The 20267-nt window shown below is 75.7% G+C and carries 2 protein-coding genes; both read right to left on the bottom strand.

Features of this window, described 5'->3' with window-relative positions:
* Nucleotides 1–30: 30 nt before the first annotated feature.
* Nucleotides 31–10761: a type I polyketide synthase gene (locus POF43_RS22590; protein ID WP_282704720.1), complete on the bottom strand. Its 10731-nt coding sequence runs from the start codon at nucleotides 10759–10761 to the stop codon at nucleotides 31–33.
* Nucleotides 10761–20210: a type I polyketide synthase gene (locus POF43_RS22585; RefSeq protein WP_443732108.1), complete on the bottom strand. Its 9450-nt coding sequence runs from the start codon at nucleotides 20208–20210 to the stop codon at nucleotides 10761–10763. The genes POF43_RS22590 and POF43_RS22585 overlap by 1 nt, the downstream gene beginning before the upstream one ends.
* Between the last annotated feature and the right edge of the window lie 57 nt (nucleotides 20211–20267).

Raw genomic sequence — 20267 nt, 5'->3', positions numbered from 1 at the left:
GCGGTGCGGGTGAGCGGGTCGGCGTCGCGGTCACGGCGCCCCCAGCTCGTTGTCGATCAGCAGGAACATCTGCTCGTCGGTGGCGGAGTCCAGGTTGACCGCGCCGGCGTCCGGATCGGCGTCCGGGTCGTACTTGGCCAGCAGGGCCTGTAGGCGCTGCACCACCCGGTCGCGCAGTTCCTCGTCGTCGGTGTCGGCCAGGCCCGCCTCGAACTCGGTGATCCGCTCCAGCAGCGGGAGCGCGTCGGCGGGGCCGTCGACCACCAGGTGGGTGTAGAGGTGGTTGGCGAGCCTGGTCACCGTCGGGTAGTCGAAGATCAGCGTGGTGGGAAGCCGCAGCCCGGTGGCCACGGCCAGCCGGTTGCGGATCTCGATCGCGGTCAGCGAGCTGAACCCCAGCTCGCTGAAGCCGCGTTCGGGGTCGATCCCGTCGGCCGTGGCGTGCCCGAGCACCGAGGCCACCTCGCCGCGCACGAGTTCGACCAGGGTGCGGCGCCGTTCCGCCTCCGACAGTCCGGCGAGCTTGCGGTGCAGGGCCGGCGCGTTGTCGGCGCCGCCGTCGGCCGCCCGCCGCACGGGGGGCGGCACCAGGGTGCGCAGTACCGCCGGTACGGGGACGGAGCCGGCGCTCGCGCGCAGGGCGGCGAGGTCGAAGCGGGCCGCCACCAGGTGCGCGGGGGCGGTGGCCGCCGCGTGCGCGGCGTCGAACAGGGCCATGCCCTCCTGCGCGGTGAGCGCGGAGCCGCCGCCCGCCGCCTTGGCCAGGTCGCGGGCGTCCAGGTGCCGGGTCATGCCGCTGGCCTCGGCCCACATCCCCCAGCCGACGGACACCGCGGGCCGGCCGCGCAGCCGCCGGCGGTGGGCCAGGGCGTCGAGGAAGGCGTTGGCCGCCGCGTAGTTGCCCTGTCCCGCGGTGCCCATGGTGGCCGCCGCCGAGGAGAACAGCACGAACATGTCGAGGTCGCTGTCGGCGGTGAGTTCGTCGAGGTTCACCGCGGCGTCCACCTTGGGGCGCAGGACGCGCTCGACGTGGCCGGCGGTGAGCGTGCCGATCACGCCGTCGTCGAGGACGCCGGCGGCGTGCACGACTCCGGTGACCGGGCGGTCGGCGAGCACCGCGGCGAGTTGTTCGCGGTCGGCCGCGTCGCAGCCGACGATCTCCGCGCGGGCGCCCAACTCGGCGAGTTCGGCGACCAGTTCGGCCGCTCCGGGCGCCTGGTCGCCGCTGCGGCTGAGCAGCAGCAGGTCGCGGACGGCGTATTCAGTGGCCAGGTGGCGGGCCACGATCGCGCCGAGGACTCCGGTGCCGCCGGTGATCAGCACCCGCGCGTCGGCCCGGACGGCGGGCGGCGCGGTGTCGTCGGGTGCCGTACGGACCAGCCGGGGCACCAGCACCGTCCCGGCCCGCAGGGCGAGCTGGGGTTCGCCGGCCGTCGCCAGCTGCGGCAGCCGGGCCAGCGAGGCCGCGTCGGCGTCCAGGTCCGCCAGCACGACGCGGCCGGGGTTCTCGCTCTGCGCGGACAGCACCAGGCCGCGTGCCGCGGCGGCGGCGGCATCGGGTACGTCCTCGGTGGCGGACGTGGCGACGGCGCCGCGGGTCAGGAAGAGCAGCGTCGCGCCGGCCAGCCGGTCGTCGCCGAGGAAGGCCCGCAACCGCTCCAGCGTCGCGGTGGTCTCGTCGCGGACCCCGGCCGCGAGGGGCCCGTCGTCCGGGCCCGGGGAGCCGGACCAGACCACGACGTCCGGGATGTCGCGGCCGGCGTCGAGGGCCTCGGCGAGCGTGCCGAGGTCGGGGTGCCACTCCAGCCGGGGGACGTGGGGGAGCAGGCCCTCGGCGACGTCCGCGGTGTCGTCGCCGACCACGGCCCACACCGCGGGGACGTCGGCGGCGGGCAGCGACCCGGGCGCCGTCCAGTCGAGCTGGAAGAGGCATTCGCGGGTGGCGTCGCCGGCGGTGCGCAGCTCGCCGGGCGTCACGGTCCTGGTCGCCAGCGACTCGGCGGCGAGCACCGGCCGGCCGGTGGCGTCGGCGGCCTGGAGCCGGACGCTGTCGGTGCCGTCCGCCACGAGCCGTACCCGCAGCCCGAGCGCGCCGGTGGCGTACAGGCTGACGCCGCTCCAGGAGAACGGCAGGCGGATCTGGCCGGTGTCCGGCAGCAGTCCGGAGGGGCCCAGCGCGTGCAGCGCGGCGTCCAGCAGGGCGGGGTGGACGCCGAACCGCTCGGCGCCGGTGTGCGCCTGCTCCGGGAGCGCCACCTCGGCGAACACCTCGTCACCGCGGCGCCACACCGAGCGCAGCCCGCGGAAGGTGGCGCCGTAGCCGTAGCCGGCCGCGGCGGCGCCGTCGTACCAGCCCTCGACGGTGACCGCCTCGGCCCCGGCGGGCGGCCACTGGGCGAAGTCGAACGGCTCGGCGGGGCCGGCGGGCAGCAGGGTTGCGGTGGCGTGCGTGGTCCACGGCGCGGACGGGTCCGCCGACTCCGGCTGGGAGTGGACGGTGAAGGTGCGGCCCGCGTCGTCGCCGGGGACGCCGACGGCGACCTGGAAGCGCACCCCGCCGGTCTCGGGCAGGGTGAGCGGCGCCTGGAGGATCAGCTCCTCCAGCCGGGGGCACCCGGCCTGCTCCCCCGCGCGCAGCGCCAGGTCGACGAACGCGGTGCCGGGCAGCAGCACGGTGCCCAGCACCGCGTGCTCGGCCAGCCACGGGTGGGTGGCCACCGACAGCCGTCCGGTGTAGAGCACGCCGTCGCCGCCGGCCACCGGGACGGCCACCACGAGCAGCGGGTGGTCGGCGGCGATGACGCCGGCCGCGCTGACGGCGGCGATCGCGGGACCGGACTCCGGCCAGTAGCGCTTGCGCTGGAAGGCGTAGGTGGGCAGCCCGATCCGCCGCCCGCCGCGGCCCCGCAGCGCCGCCGACCAGTCGACGTCCACACCGTGGACGTACGCCTCGGCCAGCGCCCTCGTCCAGCGCTGCGCGCCGCCCTCGCCGCGCCGCAGCGTGCCGAGGACCGCGGCGCGCGCCCCGGCGTCCTCCACGGTCTCCGACAGCGCGGCGGCCATCACCGGGTGCGGGCTCATCTCGATGAACAGCGACCGCCCCTCGGCCAGCAGGACGCGGGTGGTCTCCTCGAACAGCACCTCGCGGCGCATGTTGTCGAACCAGTACTCGGTGTCGAGGCAGGCGGTGTCGAGCCGGCGGCCCAGCACCGTGGAGTAGAACGGCACCTTCGGCTCGCGCGGCGCCACCGGGCGCAGCAGTTCCAGCAGCCGTTCCTCCATGACGTCGGCCTCGGGCGAGTGCGAGGCGAACGCGGCCGGGATGGCCTTCGCCCGGATCCCGCGCTCCTCGCAGACCGCCAGCAGCTCCTCCAGCGCGGCGGCCTGGCCGGACACCACCGTGGAGAACGGGCTGTTGACCGCGCCGACCGACACGCGGCCCTGCCACGGCTCCAGCAGTTCCGCGGCCTTCGCGCGCGGCAGCGCCACGGCGACCATGCCGCCGCGCCCGGCGAGCAGTTCGATGGCCAGCCGGCTGCGCAGCGCCACCACCCGGGCGCCGTCGCGCAGGGTCAGCGCCCCGGACACCACGGCCGCCGCGATCTCGCCCTGCGAGTTGCCCACCACCGCGGACGGCACGACGCCGGCCGCGCGCCACATCTGCGCCAGCGAGACCATCACCGCCCACAGCACCGGCTGGAGGACGTCGACCTGGTCCAGCCACTTGGCGCCCTCGTCGCCCACGGCGCGCAGCACCTCCAGCAGCGACCAGTCGACGAACTCCCGCAGCGCCAGGTCGCACTCCTCGATCCGCCGGCGGAACACCTCGGAGGCGTCCAGCAGTTCGACGGCCATGCCGACCCACTGCGAGCCCTGGCCGGGGAAGACGAAGACCACTCCGCCGCGACCGGCGTCCCCGGTACGGGTCACCGCGCCGGGGGCGGCACCGCCGGCGGCGATCGCGGCCAGTGCGGCGGTCAGTTCGTCCGCCGTCGCGGCCAGCACCACGGCGCGGTGCTCCAGCGAGGCGCGGGTCTCCACCAGCGACCTGGCCACGTCCGCCGGCTGCGGCCGCTCGGTCCCGACCGCGGCGAGCAGCCGGGCGGCCTGCTCGCGCAGCGCCTCGTCGTTCTTGGCCGACAGCACGAAGGGCAGCGTCGCGCCGCCGTCCTCCCGCAGTGCCGGTGCGGCGCCGGGTTCGGGCCGGTCGGCCGGCTCTTCGAGGATGACGTGGGCGTTGGTGCCGCTCACGCCGAACGAGGAGACGGCGGCCCGGCGCGGGCGGCCGGTCTGCGGCCACGGCCGGGACTCGGTGAGCAGTTCCACCGCGCCGGCCGACCAGTCGACCTCGGGGTTGGGGGCGTCGACGTGCAGGGTCTTCGGCAGCACCCCGTGGCGCATCGCCATGACCATCTTGATGACGCCGCCGGCGCCCGCGGCGGCCTGGGCGTGTCCGAGGTTGGACTTCAGCGACCCGAGCCACAGCGGCCGGTCGGCGGGCCGGTCCTGGCCGTAGGTGGCCAGGACCGCCTGCGCCTCGATGGGGTCGCCGAGCTTGGTGCCGGTGGCGTGCGCCTCGACCACGTCCACGTCCGACGTGGTGAGCCGGGCGTTGGCCAGCGCCTGACGGATCACCCGTTCCTGCGAGGGGCCGTTCGGCGCGGTCAGCCCGTTCGAGGCGCCGTCCTGGTTCACCGCCGTGCCGCGCACGACCGCGAGCACCTGGTGGCCGTTGCGCCGCGCGTCCGACAGCCGCTCGACCAGCAGCACGCCGATGCCCTCCGACCAGCTCGTGCCGTCGGCCGCCGCGGCGAACGACTTCGCCCGCCCGTCGGGGGCCAGGCCGCGCTGCTGGCTGAAGTCGACGAAGACGGCCGGGGTGGACAGCACGGTGACCCCGCCGGCCAGCGCCAGGTCGCATTCGCCGCCGCGCAGGGCCTGTGCGGCCAGGTGCAGCGCCACCAGTGAGGAGGAGCAGGCGGTGTCCACGGTCATGGCCGGGCCTTCGAGTCCGAAGGTGTAGGACACCCGGCCGGCCAGCACGCTGCCGGAGGTGCCGGTGGTGAGGAACGCCTCGACGCCTTCGGGCAGCGAGCTCATGGTGCCCGCGTAGTCGTGGTACATCAGGCCGGCGAAGACACCGGTGCGGCTGCCGCGCAGCGACAACGGGTCGATGCCGGCGCGTTCGAACGCCTCCCAGGAGCCCTCCAGCATCAGCCGCTGCTGGGGGTCCATCGCCAGCGCCTCGCGCGGGGAGATCCCGAACGGCTCCGGGTCGAAGGTGTCGGCGTCGTGGACGAAGCCGCCGGTGCGCACGTACGACTTGCCGCTGGTGCCCGGTTCGGGGTCGAAGATCGCCTCGCTGGCCCAGCCGCGGTTGTCGGGGAACGGTGAGATGGCGTCGGTGCCGGTCTCGACCAGCCGCCACAGCGCTTCGGGGCTGTCGGCCCCGCCGGGGAAGCGGCAGCTCATGCCCACGATGGCGATCGGCTCGTCCGCGTCCGCGGTGCCCTGGGGAGCCACCGGGCCGGCGGTGGCGATGCCGAGCAGCCGGGGCCGCAGGTGCGCCGCCAGGACGGCCGACGAGGGGTGGTCGAAGACCAGGGTGGCCGGCAGGCGCAGCCCGGTGCGGTCGGCGAGGTGGTTGCGCAGTTCCACCGCGGTCAGCGAGTCGAAGCCGAGTTCGGCGAACGACCTTCGCGGCTCGATGAGTTCGACCGAGGCGTGGCCCAGGACGGTGGCGGCGGCGGCGCGGACCAGGTCGGTCAGCTCCCGCAGCTGGTCGGCCTCCTCCAGCGCCGACAGCCGCGCCGCCAGGTGGGACCGGGCGGTCGCCGGGTGCCCGGCCGCTCCGGCCGTGCGGCGGGCCCGGGGGCGGGAGGGGTCGCGCAGCAGCGGGTGGCCGGTGCCGGCTTGCGCGCGGGCGGCCCGCAGGTCGAGGCGGAGCGCGACGAGGTGCGGGGCGCCGGCCGCCAGGGCGGCGTCGAGGAGCGCGAGTCCCTCCTCGGTCGACAGCGCGTCTCCGGCCCGGGTGATGCGGGCCCGGTCGGTCTCGCCCAGGTGGCCGGTGATGCCGCTGGCCTCGGCCCACAGGCCCCAGCCGACGGAGACCGAGGCCAGCCCCCGGGCGGTGCGGTGCTGGGCGAGGCCGTCCAGGAAGGCGTTGGCGGCGGCGTAGTTGCCCTGTCCCGGTGTGCCGAAGGTGGCGGACGCGGAGGAGAACAGCACGAACAGGCCCAGGTCGAGGTGGGCGGTCAGCTCGTGCAGGTTGACCGCCGCGTCGGCCTTGGGCCGCAGGACGGTGTCGATCCCCTCGGGCGTCAGGGACTCGATCGTCGCGTCGGCGACGACGCCCGCCGCGTGGACGACCCCGGTCAGCGGGCGGTCCGCCGACAGGGCGGCCAGGACGGCGGCGAGGGCTTCGCGGTCGGCGGCGTCGCACGCGACCACGTCGGCCGTGGCGCCGTGGGCGGCGAGTTCCGCGACGAGTTCGGCGGCGCCCGGCGCGTCGGCGCCGCGCCTGCTGAGCAGCGTCAGGTGCCGCACGCCGTGCCGGACGACGAGGTGCCGGGCGACGATCGCGCCGAGCACGCCGGTGCCGCCGGTGATCAGCACGGTGCCCGCCGGGTCGGGTGCGCGGTGTTCGGCGGCCGGCCGGGTGGCGGCCGGTGCCAGCCGCGGCACCAGCGTCCGGCCGCCGCGCAGCGCCACCTGCGGTTCGCCGGTGGCCAGGACGGCGGCGAGCTGTCCGGGTTCGTCGGCGGCGGCGCCCTCCTCGGCGTCGAACGCGTCGAGCAGGACGAAGCGGCCGGGGTGTTCGGACTGGGCGGCGCGCACCAGGCCCCAGACGGCGGCGGCCACCGGTGCGACGGGGGTGCCGTCCGCGGGCACGGCGCCGCGGGTGCGGACGACCAGGCGGGCGTCGGCGGGCCGGTCGGCGGCGAGCCAGTCGTGCAGCGCCGCCAGGGTCTCGCGCAGGGCGGTGCGGACGGCCTCCGCCGAGGGGTCCGCGGTGGCCCCGACCGGCAGGAGGACGGCGCTGTCGGCGGCGGCCCGGTCGGTGTCGGCACCGTCGGCGGCGTCGCTGGCGTCGGCGGCCGTGCCGGGCGGTGCGGCGGGCACCCACTGCACCTGGAAAAGGGTGTCGCGCGGGACGCCGGAGGGCAGTTGGGCGGAGGTCGTCGGCCGCAGGACCAACCGGTCGACGGACGCGACGGGTTCGCCCGTACCGTCGGCGACGGTCAGCGACACCGCGTCGGCGCCGGCCGGGGTCAGCCGTACCCGCAGCGCGGAGGCGCCGATGGCGTGGAGGCTGACGCCGCTCCAGGCGAACGGCAGTCGGATGCCGTCGGAGCCGGACAGCAGTCCGCTGACGCCGACGGCGTGCAGCGCGGCGTCCAGCAGGGCGGGGTGCAGTCCGAACCCGGCGGCCTCGGCGCGGCCGGGTTCGGGCAGTTCCACCTCGGCGTACACCGCGTCACCGGACCGCCACACCGCGCGCAGCCCCTGGAAGGTGGGCCCGTAGCGCAGTCCGGCGCCGGCCGCGCCCTCGTACCAGCCGTCGACGCCGAGCGGTTCGGCGTCCGCCGGGGGCCAGGCGGTGAGGCTCTCGGGGGCGGCGGGCTCGCCCTGGGCGACGGTGGCTTCGGCGTGCCAGGTCCATTCGTCGCCCGCACCGTCCGGCCGCGAGTGCACGGTGACCGTGCGGCGGCCGTCCGGTTGCGGGGGGCCGACGCGCAGTTGCAGCTGGACGCCGCCGTGCTCGGGCAGCACGAGCGGGGTGCGCAGCGTCAGTTCCTCCAGCCGGCGGCAGCCGACCTGGTCACCGGCGCGCAGGGCCAGTTCCACCAGGGCGGTGCCGGGCACCAGCGTGCTGCCCAGGACGACGTGTTCGGACAGCCACGGGTGCGTGACGGTGGACAGCCGCCCGGTCAGCAGGGCGCCGTCGCCGTCGGCCAGCGACACCGCGGCGCCGAGCAGCGGGTGGTCGGCGCTGCCCAGGCCGGCCGCGGCGATGTTGGTGGCGCCGCTGATCGCCGGCCAGTAGCGCTGGCGCTGGAACGGGTAGGTGGGCAGGTCGACGCGGGTGCCGCCCCAGCCGGCGTAGACGGCCCGCCAGTCGGGGTCGGCGCCGGCGGTGTGCAGCGTGGCGAGAGCGCGCAGCAGTTGGCCGCTCTCGTCGCGTCCGGCGCGCAGCGTGGCGGTGAGGCAGGCGTCGTCGTCCTCGGTCAGGCAGTGCTGGGCCATGGCGGTGAGCACGCCGTCGGGGCCGAGTTCGAGGAAGGTGCGCACCCCCGCCGCGTACAGCGTCCGCACCCCGTCGGCGAAACGGACCGCCTGGCGCACGTGCCGCACCCAGTAGCCGGGGGTGCGGATCAGGTCGGGGTCGGCCGGCTGCCCGGTGAGGTCGGAGATGATCGGCAGGCTGGGGGCGTGCGGGGTCAGGCCGGCGACGACGGCGGCGAACTCGTCGAGCATCGCGTCCATGCGCGGGGAGTGGAAGGCGTGCGAGACGGTGAGGCGCTTGACCTTGCGGCCGGCCTGCCGCCAGGTCGCCTCCAGGCCGGCGACGGCCTCCTCGTCGCCGGAGACCACCACCGAGGTGGGTCCGTTGACCGCCGCGACGCCGACCGAGGCCTCGTAGGCGGTGAGCGCCTCGACGGCCTCGGCCTCGGTGATCTCCACCGCCAGCATGGCGCCGCCCGGGGGCAGCGCCCGCATCAGCCGGCCGCGGGCGGCCACCAGCGTGCAGGCGTCCTCGATCGAGAACACCCCGGCGACGTGCGCGGCGGCGATCTCGCCGATCGAGTGGCCCAGCAGGAAGTCGGGGCGCACCCCCCACGACTCCAGCAGCCGGAAGAGCGCCACCTCCAGGGCGAACAGCGCGGCCTGGGTGCCGTCGGTCCGGTTCAGCGACTCCTCGTCGCCGAACATCACCTCGCGCAGCGAGCCGCCCAGCGCGGTGTCCAAGTGCGCGCACACCTCGTCCAGGGCCCGCGCGAACACCGGGAACGCCGCGTACAGCTCCTGGCCCATGCCGACGCGCTGGGCGCCCTGGCCGGTGAACAGGAACGCGGTCAGCTCCTGGGCCGCGACGCCGCGCACCACACCGGGCGCGGTCGCGCCCCCGTCGGCCAGCGCGTCCAGGCCGGTCAGGAACGCCTCGCGGTCCGCGGCGAGCACCACGGCGCGGTGGTCGAAGGAGGCACGGCCCGTCGCGAGCGACCAGCCGAGGTCGAGCACGTCCAGGCCCGGTTCGGCGCGCACGAGGGCGGCGAGCCGGCCGGCGTGCTCACGCAGCGCGTCGGCGGTCCGGCCGGAGACCGGCAGGGGGATCACCGGCGGCGCGGCACGCGGGCCGTCGGGCGCGGCCGGCTCGGTGACCGGGGCCTGTTCGAGGATGAGGTGCGCGTTCGTTCCGCTGATGCCGAACGAGGACACCCCGATGCGGCGCGGTTCCTCGGACCGCGGCCACGGCCGGGACTCGGTGAGCAGTTCCACCGAACCGGCCGACCAGTCGACGTGCGGGGTGGGCTCGTCGGCGTGCAGGGTGCGCGGCAGCGTCGCGTGGCGCAGCGCGAGGACGGCCTTGATCACCCCGGCGGCGCCGGCCGCGGCCTGGGTGTGGCCGATGTTGGACTTCAGCGATCCGAGCCACAGCGGCCGGTCGGCGGGGCGGTCCTGGCCGTAGGTCGCGATCAGGGCCTGGGCCTCGATCGGGTCGCCGAGCGCGGTGCCGGTGCCGTGCGCCTCGACGGCGTCGACCTGCTCGGGCGACAGTCGCGCGTTGGCGAGCGCCTGGCGGATCACGCGTTCCTGGGAGGGGCCGTTGGGCGCGGTGAGCCCGTTGGAGGCGCCGTCCTGGTTGACCGCGCTGCCGCGCAGCACCGCCAGGACCGGGTAGCCGTTGCGCAGCGCGTTCGTGTACGTCGTGACCAGGAGCATCGCGGCGCCCTCGGCCATGCCCATGCCGTCGGCCGCGGCGGAGAACGCCTTGCACCGGCCGTCGGAGGACAGGCCGCGCTGCCGGTCGAACTCGTAGAAGCCGATGGCGTGCGGCATCACGGTGACGCCGCCGACCAGGGCCATGGTGCAGTCGCCGTCGCGCAGTGCCTGGCCGGCCAGGTGCAGGGCGGTCAGGGAGGAGGAGCAGGCGGAGTCGACCGTGACGGCGGGGCCCTCCAGGCCGAGGGTGTAGGCGATCCGGCCGGAGACGACGGAGGTGGCGCCGCCGGTCAGCAGGTAGCCCTCGGAGGAGCTGGCGCCGGCCGCCTGCATGGCGGCGTCGTAGCCCTGGCCGTTGGCGCCGATGAAGGTGCCGGTGCGGCTGCCGCGCAGGGACTTGGGGTGGATGCCGGCCCGTTCGACGGCCTCCCAGGCGGTCTCCAGCGCGAGCCGCTGCTGCGGGTCCATGGCCAGTGCCTCGCGGGGGTTGATCCCGAAGAAGCCGGGGTCGAACCAGGCGGCGTCGTGCAGGAACCCGCCGCGGGCCGCGGAGTCGCGGCCCTCTTCCGCGCCGCTGGGCAGGTCGGCGCTCCAGCCGCGGTCGGCCGGGAACGAGGTGATGGCGTCGCCCCCGTCGAGCAGCAGCCGCCACAGGTCGTCGGGGCTGTGCACGCCGCCGGGCAGGTGGCAGCTCATCGACACGATGGCGATGGACTCCGACTCGCCCGACTCGGCGTCGCGCAGGCGCTGCCGGGTCTGGTGCAGCTCGGCGATCACCCTGCCGAGATAGTCCCGGAGCTTTGCCTCGTCGGCCATCAGTTGACTCCCAGATCGCGGTCCACAAGATCGAACAGCTCGTCGTTCGTGGCTGAGCCGAGCTGGTCGAGCAGTCCACCGGTGTCGCTCCGCTCGGCGCCGGAGGACTCCTTGCGCTGCTTGGTCAGCAGCGCTTCGAGCCGCATGATGACGCGTACCTTGGCGATGTCGTCGTCGGCGAGCGCGGCCAGCGCGGTGTCCAGCTGGTCGAGGGACGCCATGGTGGGCAGTGGCGTCCCGGCCGTTTCGGGCGTGATGCGCGCCAGCAGGTGGCGCACCAGCGCCGCGGGCGTCGGCTGGTCGAAGACCAGGGTGGCGGGCAGTTTCAGCCCGGTCGCCGCGCTGAGCCGGTTGCGCAGTTCGACGGCGGTCAGCGAGTCGAAGCCGAGTCCGCGGAACGGCTTGTCGACGGCGATGGTCTTCACGTCGCCGTGGCCGAGTACCGCGGCGGCGTGGTTGCGCAGCAGGTCCAGCATGCCGCGTTCCCGCTCGGCCTGCGGCAGGGCGGCGAGGCGCTGCCGCAGCTCGGCCGCGGCCCCCGAGCCGGCCGGGTCGTCGGGCGGTGCCGCCCGGGTCAGCAGTGCCCGGGCCTCGGGCAGTTCGCTGATGAGCGGGCTCGGGCGCAGGGAGGTGAAGGACGGGACGAACTGCTCCCAGTCGACCTCGGCCGCCGCGACGAAGGTGTCGTCGTGGTCGAGGGCCTGTTGCAGGGCGAGCATGGCCGGGCGGGGGGTGATGAGCGGCACACCGCGCCGCAGCATCGGCTCGACCTCGGCGGCGGGCACCATGCCGCCGCCGTCCCACGGTCCCCACGCCACGGACAGCACGTCGACGCCGTCCGCGCTGCGGCTTTGGGCGAGGGCGTCGAGGTAGGCGTTGCCCGCGGCGTAGGCGCCGTGCCGGCCGACGCCCCACACGCCGGCGATGGAGGAGAAGTGGACGACGGCGTCCAGCCGGGCGGGGTCGAGCAGTTCGCCGAGGTGCCGGGCGCCGGCCACCTTGGCGGCGGTGGCGTGGGCCAGGTCGGCGACGCCGGTGTCCTCCAGGGGGGTGAGGATGCCGGTGCCGGCGGTGTGCATGACCGTGCGGACGCTGACGCCGTCGGCCGCCAGTTCGGCCAGCAGCCGCTGTACGTCGGCGCGGTCGGTCAGGTCGCAGGCGGCGAGGGTGACCTTCGCACCCAGGCCGGTCAGTTCGTCCACCAGCTCCTCGGCGTAGGGGGCGAGCCCGGCGCGCCTGCTGACCAGGACGAGGTGTTCGGCGCCGTTGCCGGCCAGCCAGCGGGAGACGTGGCCGCCGATGGCTCCGGTGCCGCCGGTGACCAGGACCGTGCCGGCCGGCCGCCAGGTCCGCGCGGCGGGCGCGTCCTGGGTCGCGGCCCGTACCAGGCGGCGGCCGAACAGGCCGGCGGTGCGGATCGCGAGCTGGTCCTCCCCGTCGTCGCGGGCGAGCGCGCCGGCGAGCGCGCCGGCCGCGGCGGTGGCGGAGGCGGCCGGCAGGTCGACCAGTCCGCCCCACTGGCGCGGGTGCTCCAGCGCGGCGACCCGGCCCAGGCCCCACACCTGCGCCTGGAGCGGGTTGGCCACCGGTTCGCCGTCCGCGGCGGACACCGCTCCGGTCGTGACGCACCACAGCGGGGCGCCGCAGTCGGCCGTCACCACCGCGTGCAGCAGCGACAGGGTGCCGGCCAGGCCGGCGGCCAGGGTGGGGTGGTCGGGGTGGGCGCTCTCGTCGAGCGCGAGCAGGGACAGGACACCGGTGACCGGTGACCCGTCGTCCCGCAGTGCGCGCAGCCGGGCGGTGAAGTCCTCCTCGCCGGCGGTGGCCGGGTCGACGGACAGCAGTTCGACCTCGGCGAGGTTCTCGCGCAGCGCGGTGGCGCAGGCCCGCGCCAGTTCGCCGTCGGCCTGGGCGGTGGACGCCACGAGCAGCCAGCGGCCGGACAGCACCGCGGACTGCGGCCGGCCGACCGCCTTCCAGTCGACCCGGTAGCGCCACCGGTCGACCTCGGAACGCTCCCGCACGTCGCGGTGCCAGCCCGACAGCGCCGGCAGCACCTGTTGCAGGGAGGCGGTCCGGGCGCTGTCGAAGTGCAGGGTCTCGGCGAGGGCGCGGGTGTCGCCCTCCTCGACCGCGGTCCAGAACCGCTGCTGGGCGGGGGTCGGCGCCGCGGCGGCCGCGACGGGGGCGGCCGGCGGCGCCGACGCCCAGTAGCGGGTGCGCTGGAAGGCGTAGGTGGGCAGGGTGACCTGCTGGGCGCCGGTGCCATCGAAGATCCCGGTCCACTGCGGGTCGGCGCCGCGCACGTACGCCTCGGCGACGCTCGTCAGCAGCCGGCGCCGTCCGGCGTCGTCACGGCGTACCGAGCCGATGACCTGGGCGGACGTCAGCGCGCTGCCGCGGGCCTCGATGGTCTCCTGGATCGCGGTGGTCAGCACCGGGTGCGGGCTGACCTCGATGAACAGCCGGTGGCCGTCGCGCAGCAGGGCGTCGGTGGCGTCCTGGAAGCGGACGGTCCGGCGCAGGTTGGTGAACCAGTAGCCGGCGTCCATCCGGTCGGTGTCGAGCAGGTCGCCGGTGACCGTGGAGTAGCACGGCACGTCACCGGGCTGCGGGGTGATGCCGGCCAGCGCTTCGGCGAGGCGGTCGCGGATCGCGTCGACCTGGCCGGAGTGCGAGCCGTAGTCGACCGGGATGCGCTTGGCCCGTACCCCTTCGCCGACCAGCTTCTCCAGCAGGTCCTCCAGCGGTGCCGAGGCGCCGGAGACCACGACCGAGCCGGGTCCGTTGACCGCGGCGACGGCCAGCTGGTCGCCGTAGGGCTCGATCCGCTCCTGCGCCTGGGCGGCCGGCAGCGGTACGGAGATCATTCCGCCGTGGCCCGACAGCTCCACGATGGCCCGGCTGCGCAGCGCCACGATCCGGGCGGCGTCCTTCAGGGTGAGCGCGCCGGCCACCACGGCGGCGGCGAGTTCGCCCTGCGAGTGCCCGACCACCGCGGCCGGTTCGACGCCGTAGGAGCGCCAGGTGGCCGCGAGCGAGACCATCACGGCGAACAGCAGCGGCTGCACCACGTCGACGCGTTCGAAGTCGGGGGCGCCGGGCCTGCCGCGCAGCACGTCGAGCAGGCTGAAGTCGAGGTGTTCGGCGAGGGTGTGGGAGCACATGGCGAACTGCTGGCGGAACACCGCAGAGGTGTCGACCAGTTCCAGGGCCATGCCCGCCCACTGCGAGCCCTGGCCGGGGAAGACGAAGACCACCTTGCCGGCCGAGCCGCTGCCGGTCACCAGGTTCGGCGCGGGCTGTCCCTGGGCGAGTGCCTCCAGGCCGGCCAGCAGCCCGGTGCGGTCCGCGTCGAGCACCACGGCGCGGTGGTCGAGCCGGGAGCGGGTGGTCACCAACGAGTAGCCGATGTCGGTGAGTTCGGCCTCCGGGTGGGCGCCGAGGTACCGGTGCAGCTCCAGCGCCTGGGCGCGCAGGGCGTGTTCGCTCTTGGCGGTCAGTACCCACGGCACCAACTGCGGTGCGGTCCTGGCCGGTTCCTCGGCGCTGTCCTGCGGCTGCGGGGCCTGCTCCAGGATGATGTGCGCGTTGGTGCCGCTCATCCCGAACGAGGAGATCCCGGCCCGGCGCGGACGCCCGGTGTCCGGCCACTCCCGCGCGGCGGTCAGCAGCGAGACCTCACCGGACGACCAGTCCACGTGCGGCGTCGGCTCGTCCACGTGCAACGTCGCCGGCAGCACGCCTTCGCGCATCGCCATCACCATCTTGATGACACCCGCCACCCCGGACGCCGCCTGGATGTGGCCGATGTTGGACTTCAGCGAGCCGAGCCACAGCGGGCTCGCGGCGTCGCGTTCGCGGCCGTAGGTGGCCAGCAGGGCCTGGGCCTCGATCGGGTCGCCCAGCGTGGTCCCGGTGCCGTGGCCCTCGACCGCGTCGACGTCCGCCGGGGCCAGCCGGGCACTGGCCAGCGCCTGGCGGATGACCCGTTCCTGCGAGGGGCCGTTGGGCGCGGTCAGGCCCTGGGAGGCGCCGTCCTGGTTGACGGCGGAGCCGCGCAGCACCGCGAGCACGTCGTGCCCGTTGCGCTCGGCGTCCGACAGCCGCTCCACGAGCAGGACGGCGACGCCCTCACCCCAGCTGGTGCCGTCCGCCGAGGCCGCGAAGGACTTGCAACGGCCGTCGGCGGCCAGGCCGTTCTGCTGGTGGAAGTCGGCGAACACCGCGGGTGAGGGGATCACCGTCACGCCGCCGGCCATCGCCAGGGAGCACTCGCCGTTGCGCAGTGCCTGGGCCGCCAGGTGCAGGGCCACCAGCGACGACGAGCACGCGGTGTCGACCGTGACGGCCGGTCCCTCCAGCCCGAGGACGTAGGAGACCCGGCCGGAGATCACGCTGTTGGCGTTGCCGGTCAGGGCGTGGCTGAGCGAGTCGGCCGGCAGCTCGACGGCGGCGCCGTAGGCGGAGTTGGAGGCGCCGACGAAGACGCCGACCTGGCTGCCGCGCACGGCGGACGGGGGCGTGCCGTTGCGTTCCAGCACCTCCCAGCACGCCTCCAGCAGCAGGCGCTGCTGGGGGTCCATCGCCACCGCCTCGCGCGGGGAGATGCCGAAGAACTCGGCGTCGAAGGCGGTGGCGTCGTAGACGAAGCCGCCTTCGCGCGCGTAGGAGACGCCGGAGCCCTCCGGGTCCCAGCCGCGGTCGGTGGGGAAGGCGCCGATGCCGTCGGTGCCGGATGCCACCAGTGTCCACAGGTCCTCGGGGCTGCGCACCCCGCCGGGCAGCCGGCAGGTCATCGCGATGATGGCGATCGGGTCGTCGGAGGCGACGACGTCGGACTGCGCGGCCATCTCACCGCTCGCGCCGATCAGTTGTTCGACCAGGTGCCGGCTGAGCGCCTCGGCGGTCGGGTAGTCGAACAGCAGCCCGGTGGGCAGGCGCAGGCCGGTGCCGGCGGCCAGCCGCTCGCGCACCTCGATGGCGGTCAGCGAGTCGATGCCGAAGTCCTTCAGCGGCCGCTGCGGGTCGATCGCGTCCTGCGTGTGGTAGCCCAGCACCGCGGCGGCCTCGCCGCACACCAGGTCCAACAGGGCGGTGGGGCGGCGGTGTTCGGGCATGGCCGTGATCCGCTCGACCCAGTCGGCGCGCACCCGGCCGCCCTCGGAGTCGGCCGGCGCTGCCGCTTCCAGTTCGGCGGCGGCCTCGGGGATCTCGGCCAGCAGCGGGGAACGGCGTGCCGAGCAGAAGACCGGGGCGAACCGCGCCCAGTTGACGTCGGTGACGGTCAGGCAGGATTCCGGGCTGTCGACCGCCTGGCCGAGCGCGGTGATCGCCAGCGCCGGGGCCATCGGACCCAGGCCGAACCGGGCCAGGTGTTCCTGCAGTTCGCTGTCGGCCGCCATGCCGCCGCCGCCCCAGGGCCCCCAGGACACCGCGGTGGCGGCCAGTCCGCCGGCCCGGCGGCGTTCGGCGAGCGCGTCGAGGTAGGCGTTGGCCGCCGAGTACCCGGCGGCGCCCCCGTCGCCCCACACCCCGGCGATGGAGGAGAACAGGACGAACGCCTCCAGCGGGGTGCCGGCCAGCAGTTCGTCGAGGTTCCGCGCACCGTGCACCTTGGTGCGCACGACCTCTTCGAGGTCGGAGACGCTGGTCTCGGCGACGGAACCGGCCACCGCGACGCCGGCCGCGTGCATCACGGCGGTGACCGGATGCGCGGCCAGCAGTTCGGCCAGCGCCTCGCGGTCGGCCACGTCGCAGGCGGCGACGGTCACCCGGGCACCGCGGGCCTCCAGGGCGGCGACCAGTGCGGCGGCGCCGTCGGCCGTACCGCCGCGGCGGCTGGTGAGCAGCAGATCGCGGGCGCCGCGGTCGATGAGCCAGTGGGCGACGTGCCCGCCGAGCGCGCCGGTGCCGCCGGTGATCAGCACGGTGCCGGTGGGGCGCCAGGTGTGCGCGACCGCGGTGGTCAGCGGGGCGCGCACCAGCCGCCGGCCGACCGCGCCGGAGGCGCGCAGCGCCACCTGGTCCTCGCCGTCGGCGCCGGTGATCACGGACGCCAGCAGCACGCCGGCCTGCTCGTCCACCGTCTCGGGGAGGTCGAGCAGGCCGCCCCAGCGCCCGGGGTGGTCGAGGGCCGCGACCCGGCCGAAGCCCCAGACCTGGGCCTGCGTGGGGCGCACCAGCGAGTCGTCCCGCCCGGTGAGCACCGCGCCCTGCGTGGCGCACCACAGCGGGGCCTCGATGCCGGCGTCGCCCAGCGCCTGGGTGAGCAGCAGCGTCAGGGACAGTCCGGTGGCGACCGCCGGGTACTCGGGGTGCGGTTCCTCCGCCAGCGCCAGCAGCGACAGCACACCGTCGAACCCCTCGGCCTCGGCGGCCTTGTCGAACAGCTCGCCGGCGATCGTCCAGCGGTCGGTCTCGCCGGTTTCGACGGGCAGTTCCAGCACGGTCGCACCGTGCGCGCGCAACGCCCCGGCGACGCCGTCGGCGGTCTCCCGGAACGCGCCGCCGGCCGGGACCGCCAGCAGCCAGGTGCCCAGCGGTTCGGCCGGCACCGGCGTGGTCAGCGGCTTCCAGGTCACCCGGTACCGCCAGCCGTCCACCGTGGACTGCTCCTGACGGCCCTTGCGCCAGGCGGACAGCGCGGGCAGTACGGCTTCCAGACCGCTGCCGGGGGCCAGGTCCAAGGTGCCGGCCACCGCGTCGAGGTCCTGCGACTCCACCGCCGTCCAGAACGCCTGCTCGGCGCGGCCCTCCGGCGATCCGCCGCGGCCGGCCCCGGAGGCGTCGGCGAGCCAGTACGGCTCGCGCTGGAAGGCGTAGGTGGGCAGGTCCACCCGGCGGCCGCCCCACGGGGTGAACACCGCCTGCCAGTCGAACCGCCGCCCGGCGACGTGCGTGCGGGCCAGCGCGTCGAGCAGCGCCTTCGGCTCGGCCCGGTCCCCGCGCAGCGAGGGCACCGCCGTCAGCCGCCGGTCGCCGGCGCACTGCTTGGCCGCGGCGGTCAGCTCGCCGCCGGGGCCCAGTTCGACGAACGTGGTGACGCCCTGGCCCAGCAGGGTGGCGACGCCGTCGGCGAACCGGACGGCCTCGCGTACGTGCCGCACCCAGTAGCCGGGGGTCTGGATCAGGTCGAAGTCGGCCAGCTCACCGGAGACGTTGGAGACGATCGGCAGCTGCGGCGGGTGGAACGTCAGGTTCCCGGCCACGGCGGCGAAGTCGTCGAGCATCGCCTCCATGCGCGGTGAGTGGAAGGCGTGCGAGACCGTCAGCCGCTTGACCTTGCGGCCCCGGCGGCGCCACTCCCCCTCCTGCTCGTCGACGACGTCCTCGTCACCGGAGACCACCACCGACGTCGGGCCGTTGACCGCCGCGACGCCGGCCCGGCCGCCGTGGGCGGCCAGCGCCTCGACGGCCTCGGCCTCGGTCGCCTCGACCGCGAGCATCGCCCCGCCCGGCGGCAGGGCCTGCATCAGCCGGCCGCGGGCCGACACCAGCGTGCAGGCGTCGTCCAGCGACAGCACGCCCGCCACGTGGGCCGCCGCCAGTTCACCGATGGAGTGGCCGAGCAGGAAGTCCGGCGTGACGCCCCACGACTCCCACAGGCGGAAGAGCGCCACCTCGAGCGCGAACAGCGCGGCCTGGGTGTAGACGGTGCGGTTCAGCGTCTCGGCGCCGGCCGGGTCGAACAGGACGTCCTTGAGCGGCCGTTCGAGTGCGAAGCGTGCGCACACCTCGTCCAGCGCGGCCGCGAAGACCGGGAAACCGTCGTACAGCTCGCGTCCGGTGCCGGCGCGCTGCGCGCCCTGGCCGGAGAACAGGAACGCCAGTCCGCCCTCGCCCGTCTCGCCGCGCACCACGGCGGCGTTGGTGCGCCCGGCGGCCAGGTCGCGCAGTCCGGCGGCCAGGGCATCGCGGTCGGCGGCCAGCACGACGCCGCGGTGCTCCAGCGCGGCGCGGGTCGTGGCCGACGAGCGCGCGATGTCGACCAGGTCCGGCGCGTGCGGCCCCTCGACGCGGGACAGCAGCCGCTGGGCCTGCGCGCGCAGCGCGTCCGCCGTCCTGGCCGACACCAGGACGGGCACCGGGCGCGGCGCGTCCGGCACCGGTTCGGCGGTGGCGGGCTCGGATTGCGGGGCCTGCTCCAGGACGACGTGGACGTTGGTGCCGCTCATCCCGAACGAGGAGATCCCGGCCCGGCGCGGACGCCCGGTGTCCGGCCACTGCCGTGCCTCGGTCAGCAGTGAGACCGCACCGGCCGACCAGTCCACGTGCGGCGTCGGCTCGTCCACGTGCAACGTCGCCGGCAGCACGCCTTCGCGCATCGCCATCACCATCTTGATGACGCCCGCCACCCCGGACGCCGCCTGGGCGTGGCCGATGTTGGACTTGACCGAGCCGAGCCACAGCGGGCGGTCCGCCTCGCGCTCCTGGCCGTAGGTGGCCAGCAGGGCCTGGGCCTCGATCGGGTCGCCCAGCGTGGTCCCGGTGCCGTGCGCCTCGACGGCGTCCACGTCGGACGGCGTGAGCCGGGCGCCGGCCAGCGCCTGGCGGATGACGCGTTCCTGCGAGGGGCCGTTGGGCGCGGTCAGGCCGTTGGAGGCGCCGTCGGAGTTGACCGCGGAGCCGCGAAGGACGGCGAGGACCGGGTGGCCGTTGCGCTGGGCGTCCGACAGGCGTTCCAGCAGCAGGATGCCGACGCCCTCGCTCCAGCCGGTGCCGTCGGCCGAGGAGGCGAACGCCTTGCAGCGGCCGTCGGCGGCCAGGCCGCCCTGCCGGCCGAACTCGCTGAACAGGGCCAGGCCGGTCATCACGGTGACACCGCCGGCCAGCGCCATGCCGCATTCGCCGTGCCGCAGCGCCTGCGCCGCCAGGTGCAGGGCCACCAGCGAGGACGAGCACGCGGTGTCGGTGGTGATGGCCGGGCCCTTCAGGCCCAGGGTGTAGGCGGCGCGCCCGGACAGCACGCTGCTCGCGCTGCCGGTGAGCAGGTGCCCCTCGGCCTCCTCCGGCAGTTCGGCGGTCAGCGCGTAGTTGGAGGCGCCGGCACCGATGTACACACCGGTGTCGGTGCCGCGCAGGGACAGCGGGTCGAGCCCGGCGCGTTCGACGGCCTCCCACGACGCCTCGAGGACGAGGCGCTGCTGCGGGTCCATCGTCAGCGCCTCGCGGGGGCTGATCTTGAACATCGCCGCGTCGAACCGGTCGGCGTCGGTGACGAACCCGCCCTTCAGGCCCATCGCGTCGCCGGCCGCGGTGTCCCAGCCGCGGCCCTCGGGCAGTCCGGTGATGGCGTCCCGGCCCTCGTCGACGAGCGCCCACAGGTCCTCGGGAGTGTCGACACCGCCGGGGAAGCGGCAGCTCATGCCGATGATCGCGACGCTGTCCGGCGCCCGTCCCTCGGCTTCGAGCAGCCGCTGCCTGGTCGCGGACAGGTCGGCCGTCACTCGCTTGAGGTACTGCAGCAGCTTCTCTTCGTTGGCCATCCGACCCTGTCCTATTCG

The sequence above is a fragment of the Streptantibioticus silvisoli genome, assembly GCF_027947535.2.
In the GTDB taxonomy this organism is placed as follows: domain Bacteria; phylum Actinomycetota; class Actinomycetes; order Streptomycetales; family Streptomycetaceae; genus Streptantibioticus_C; species Streptantibioticus_C silvisoli.
Note: the sequence above shows the minus strand (reverse complement) of the source record. Positions and strands in the feature narration are given on the sequence as shown.

Bases quoted from the DNA above. Each gene is read 5' to 3' on its own strand.
- POF43_RS22590 (WP_282704720.1), bottom strand. From the start codon at position 10,761: ATGGCCGACGAGGCAAAGCTCCGGGACTATCTCGGCAGGGTGATCGCC.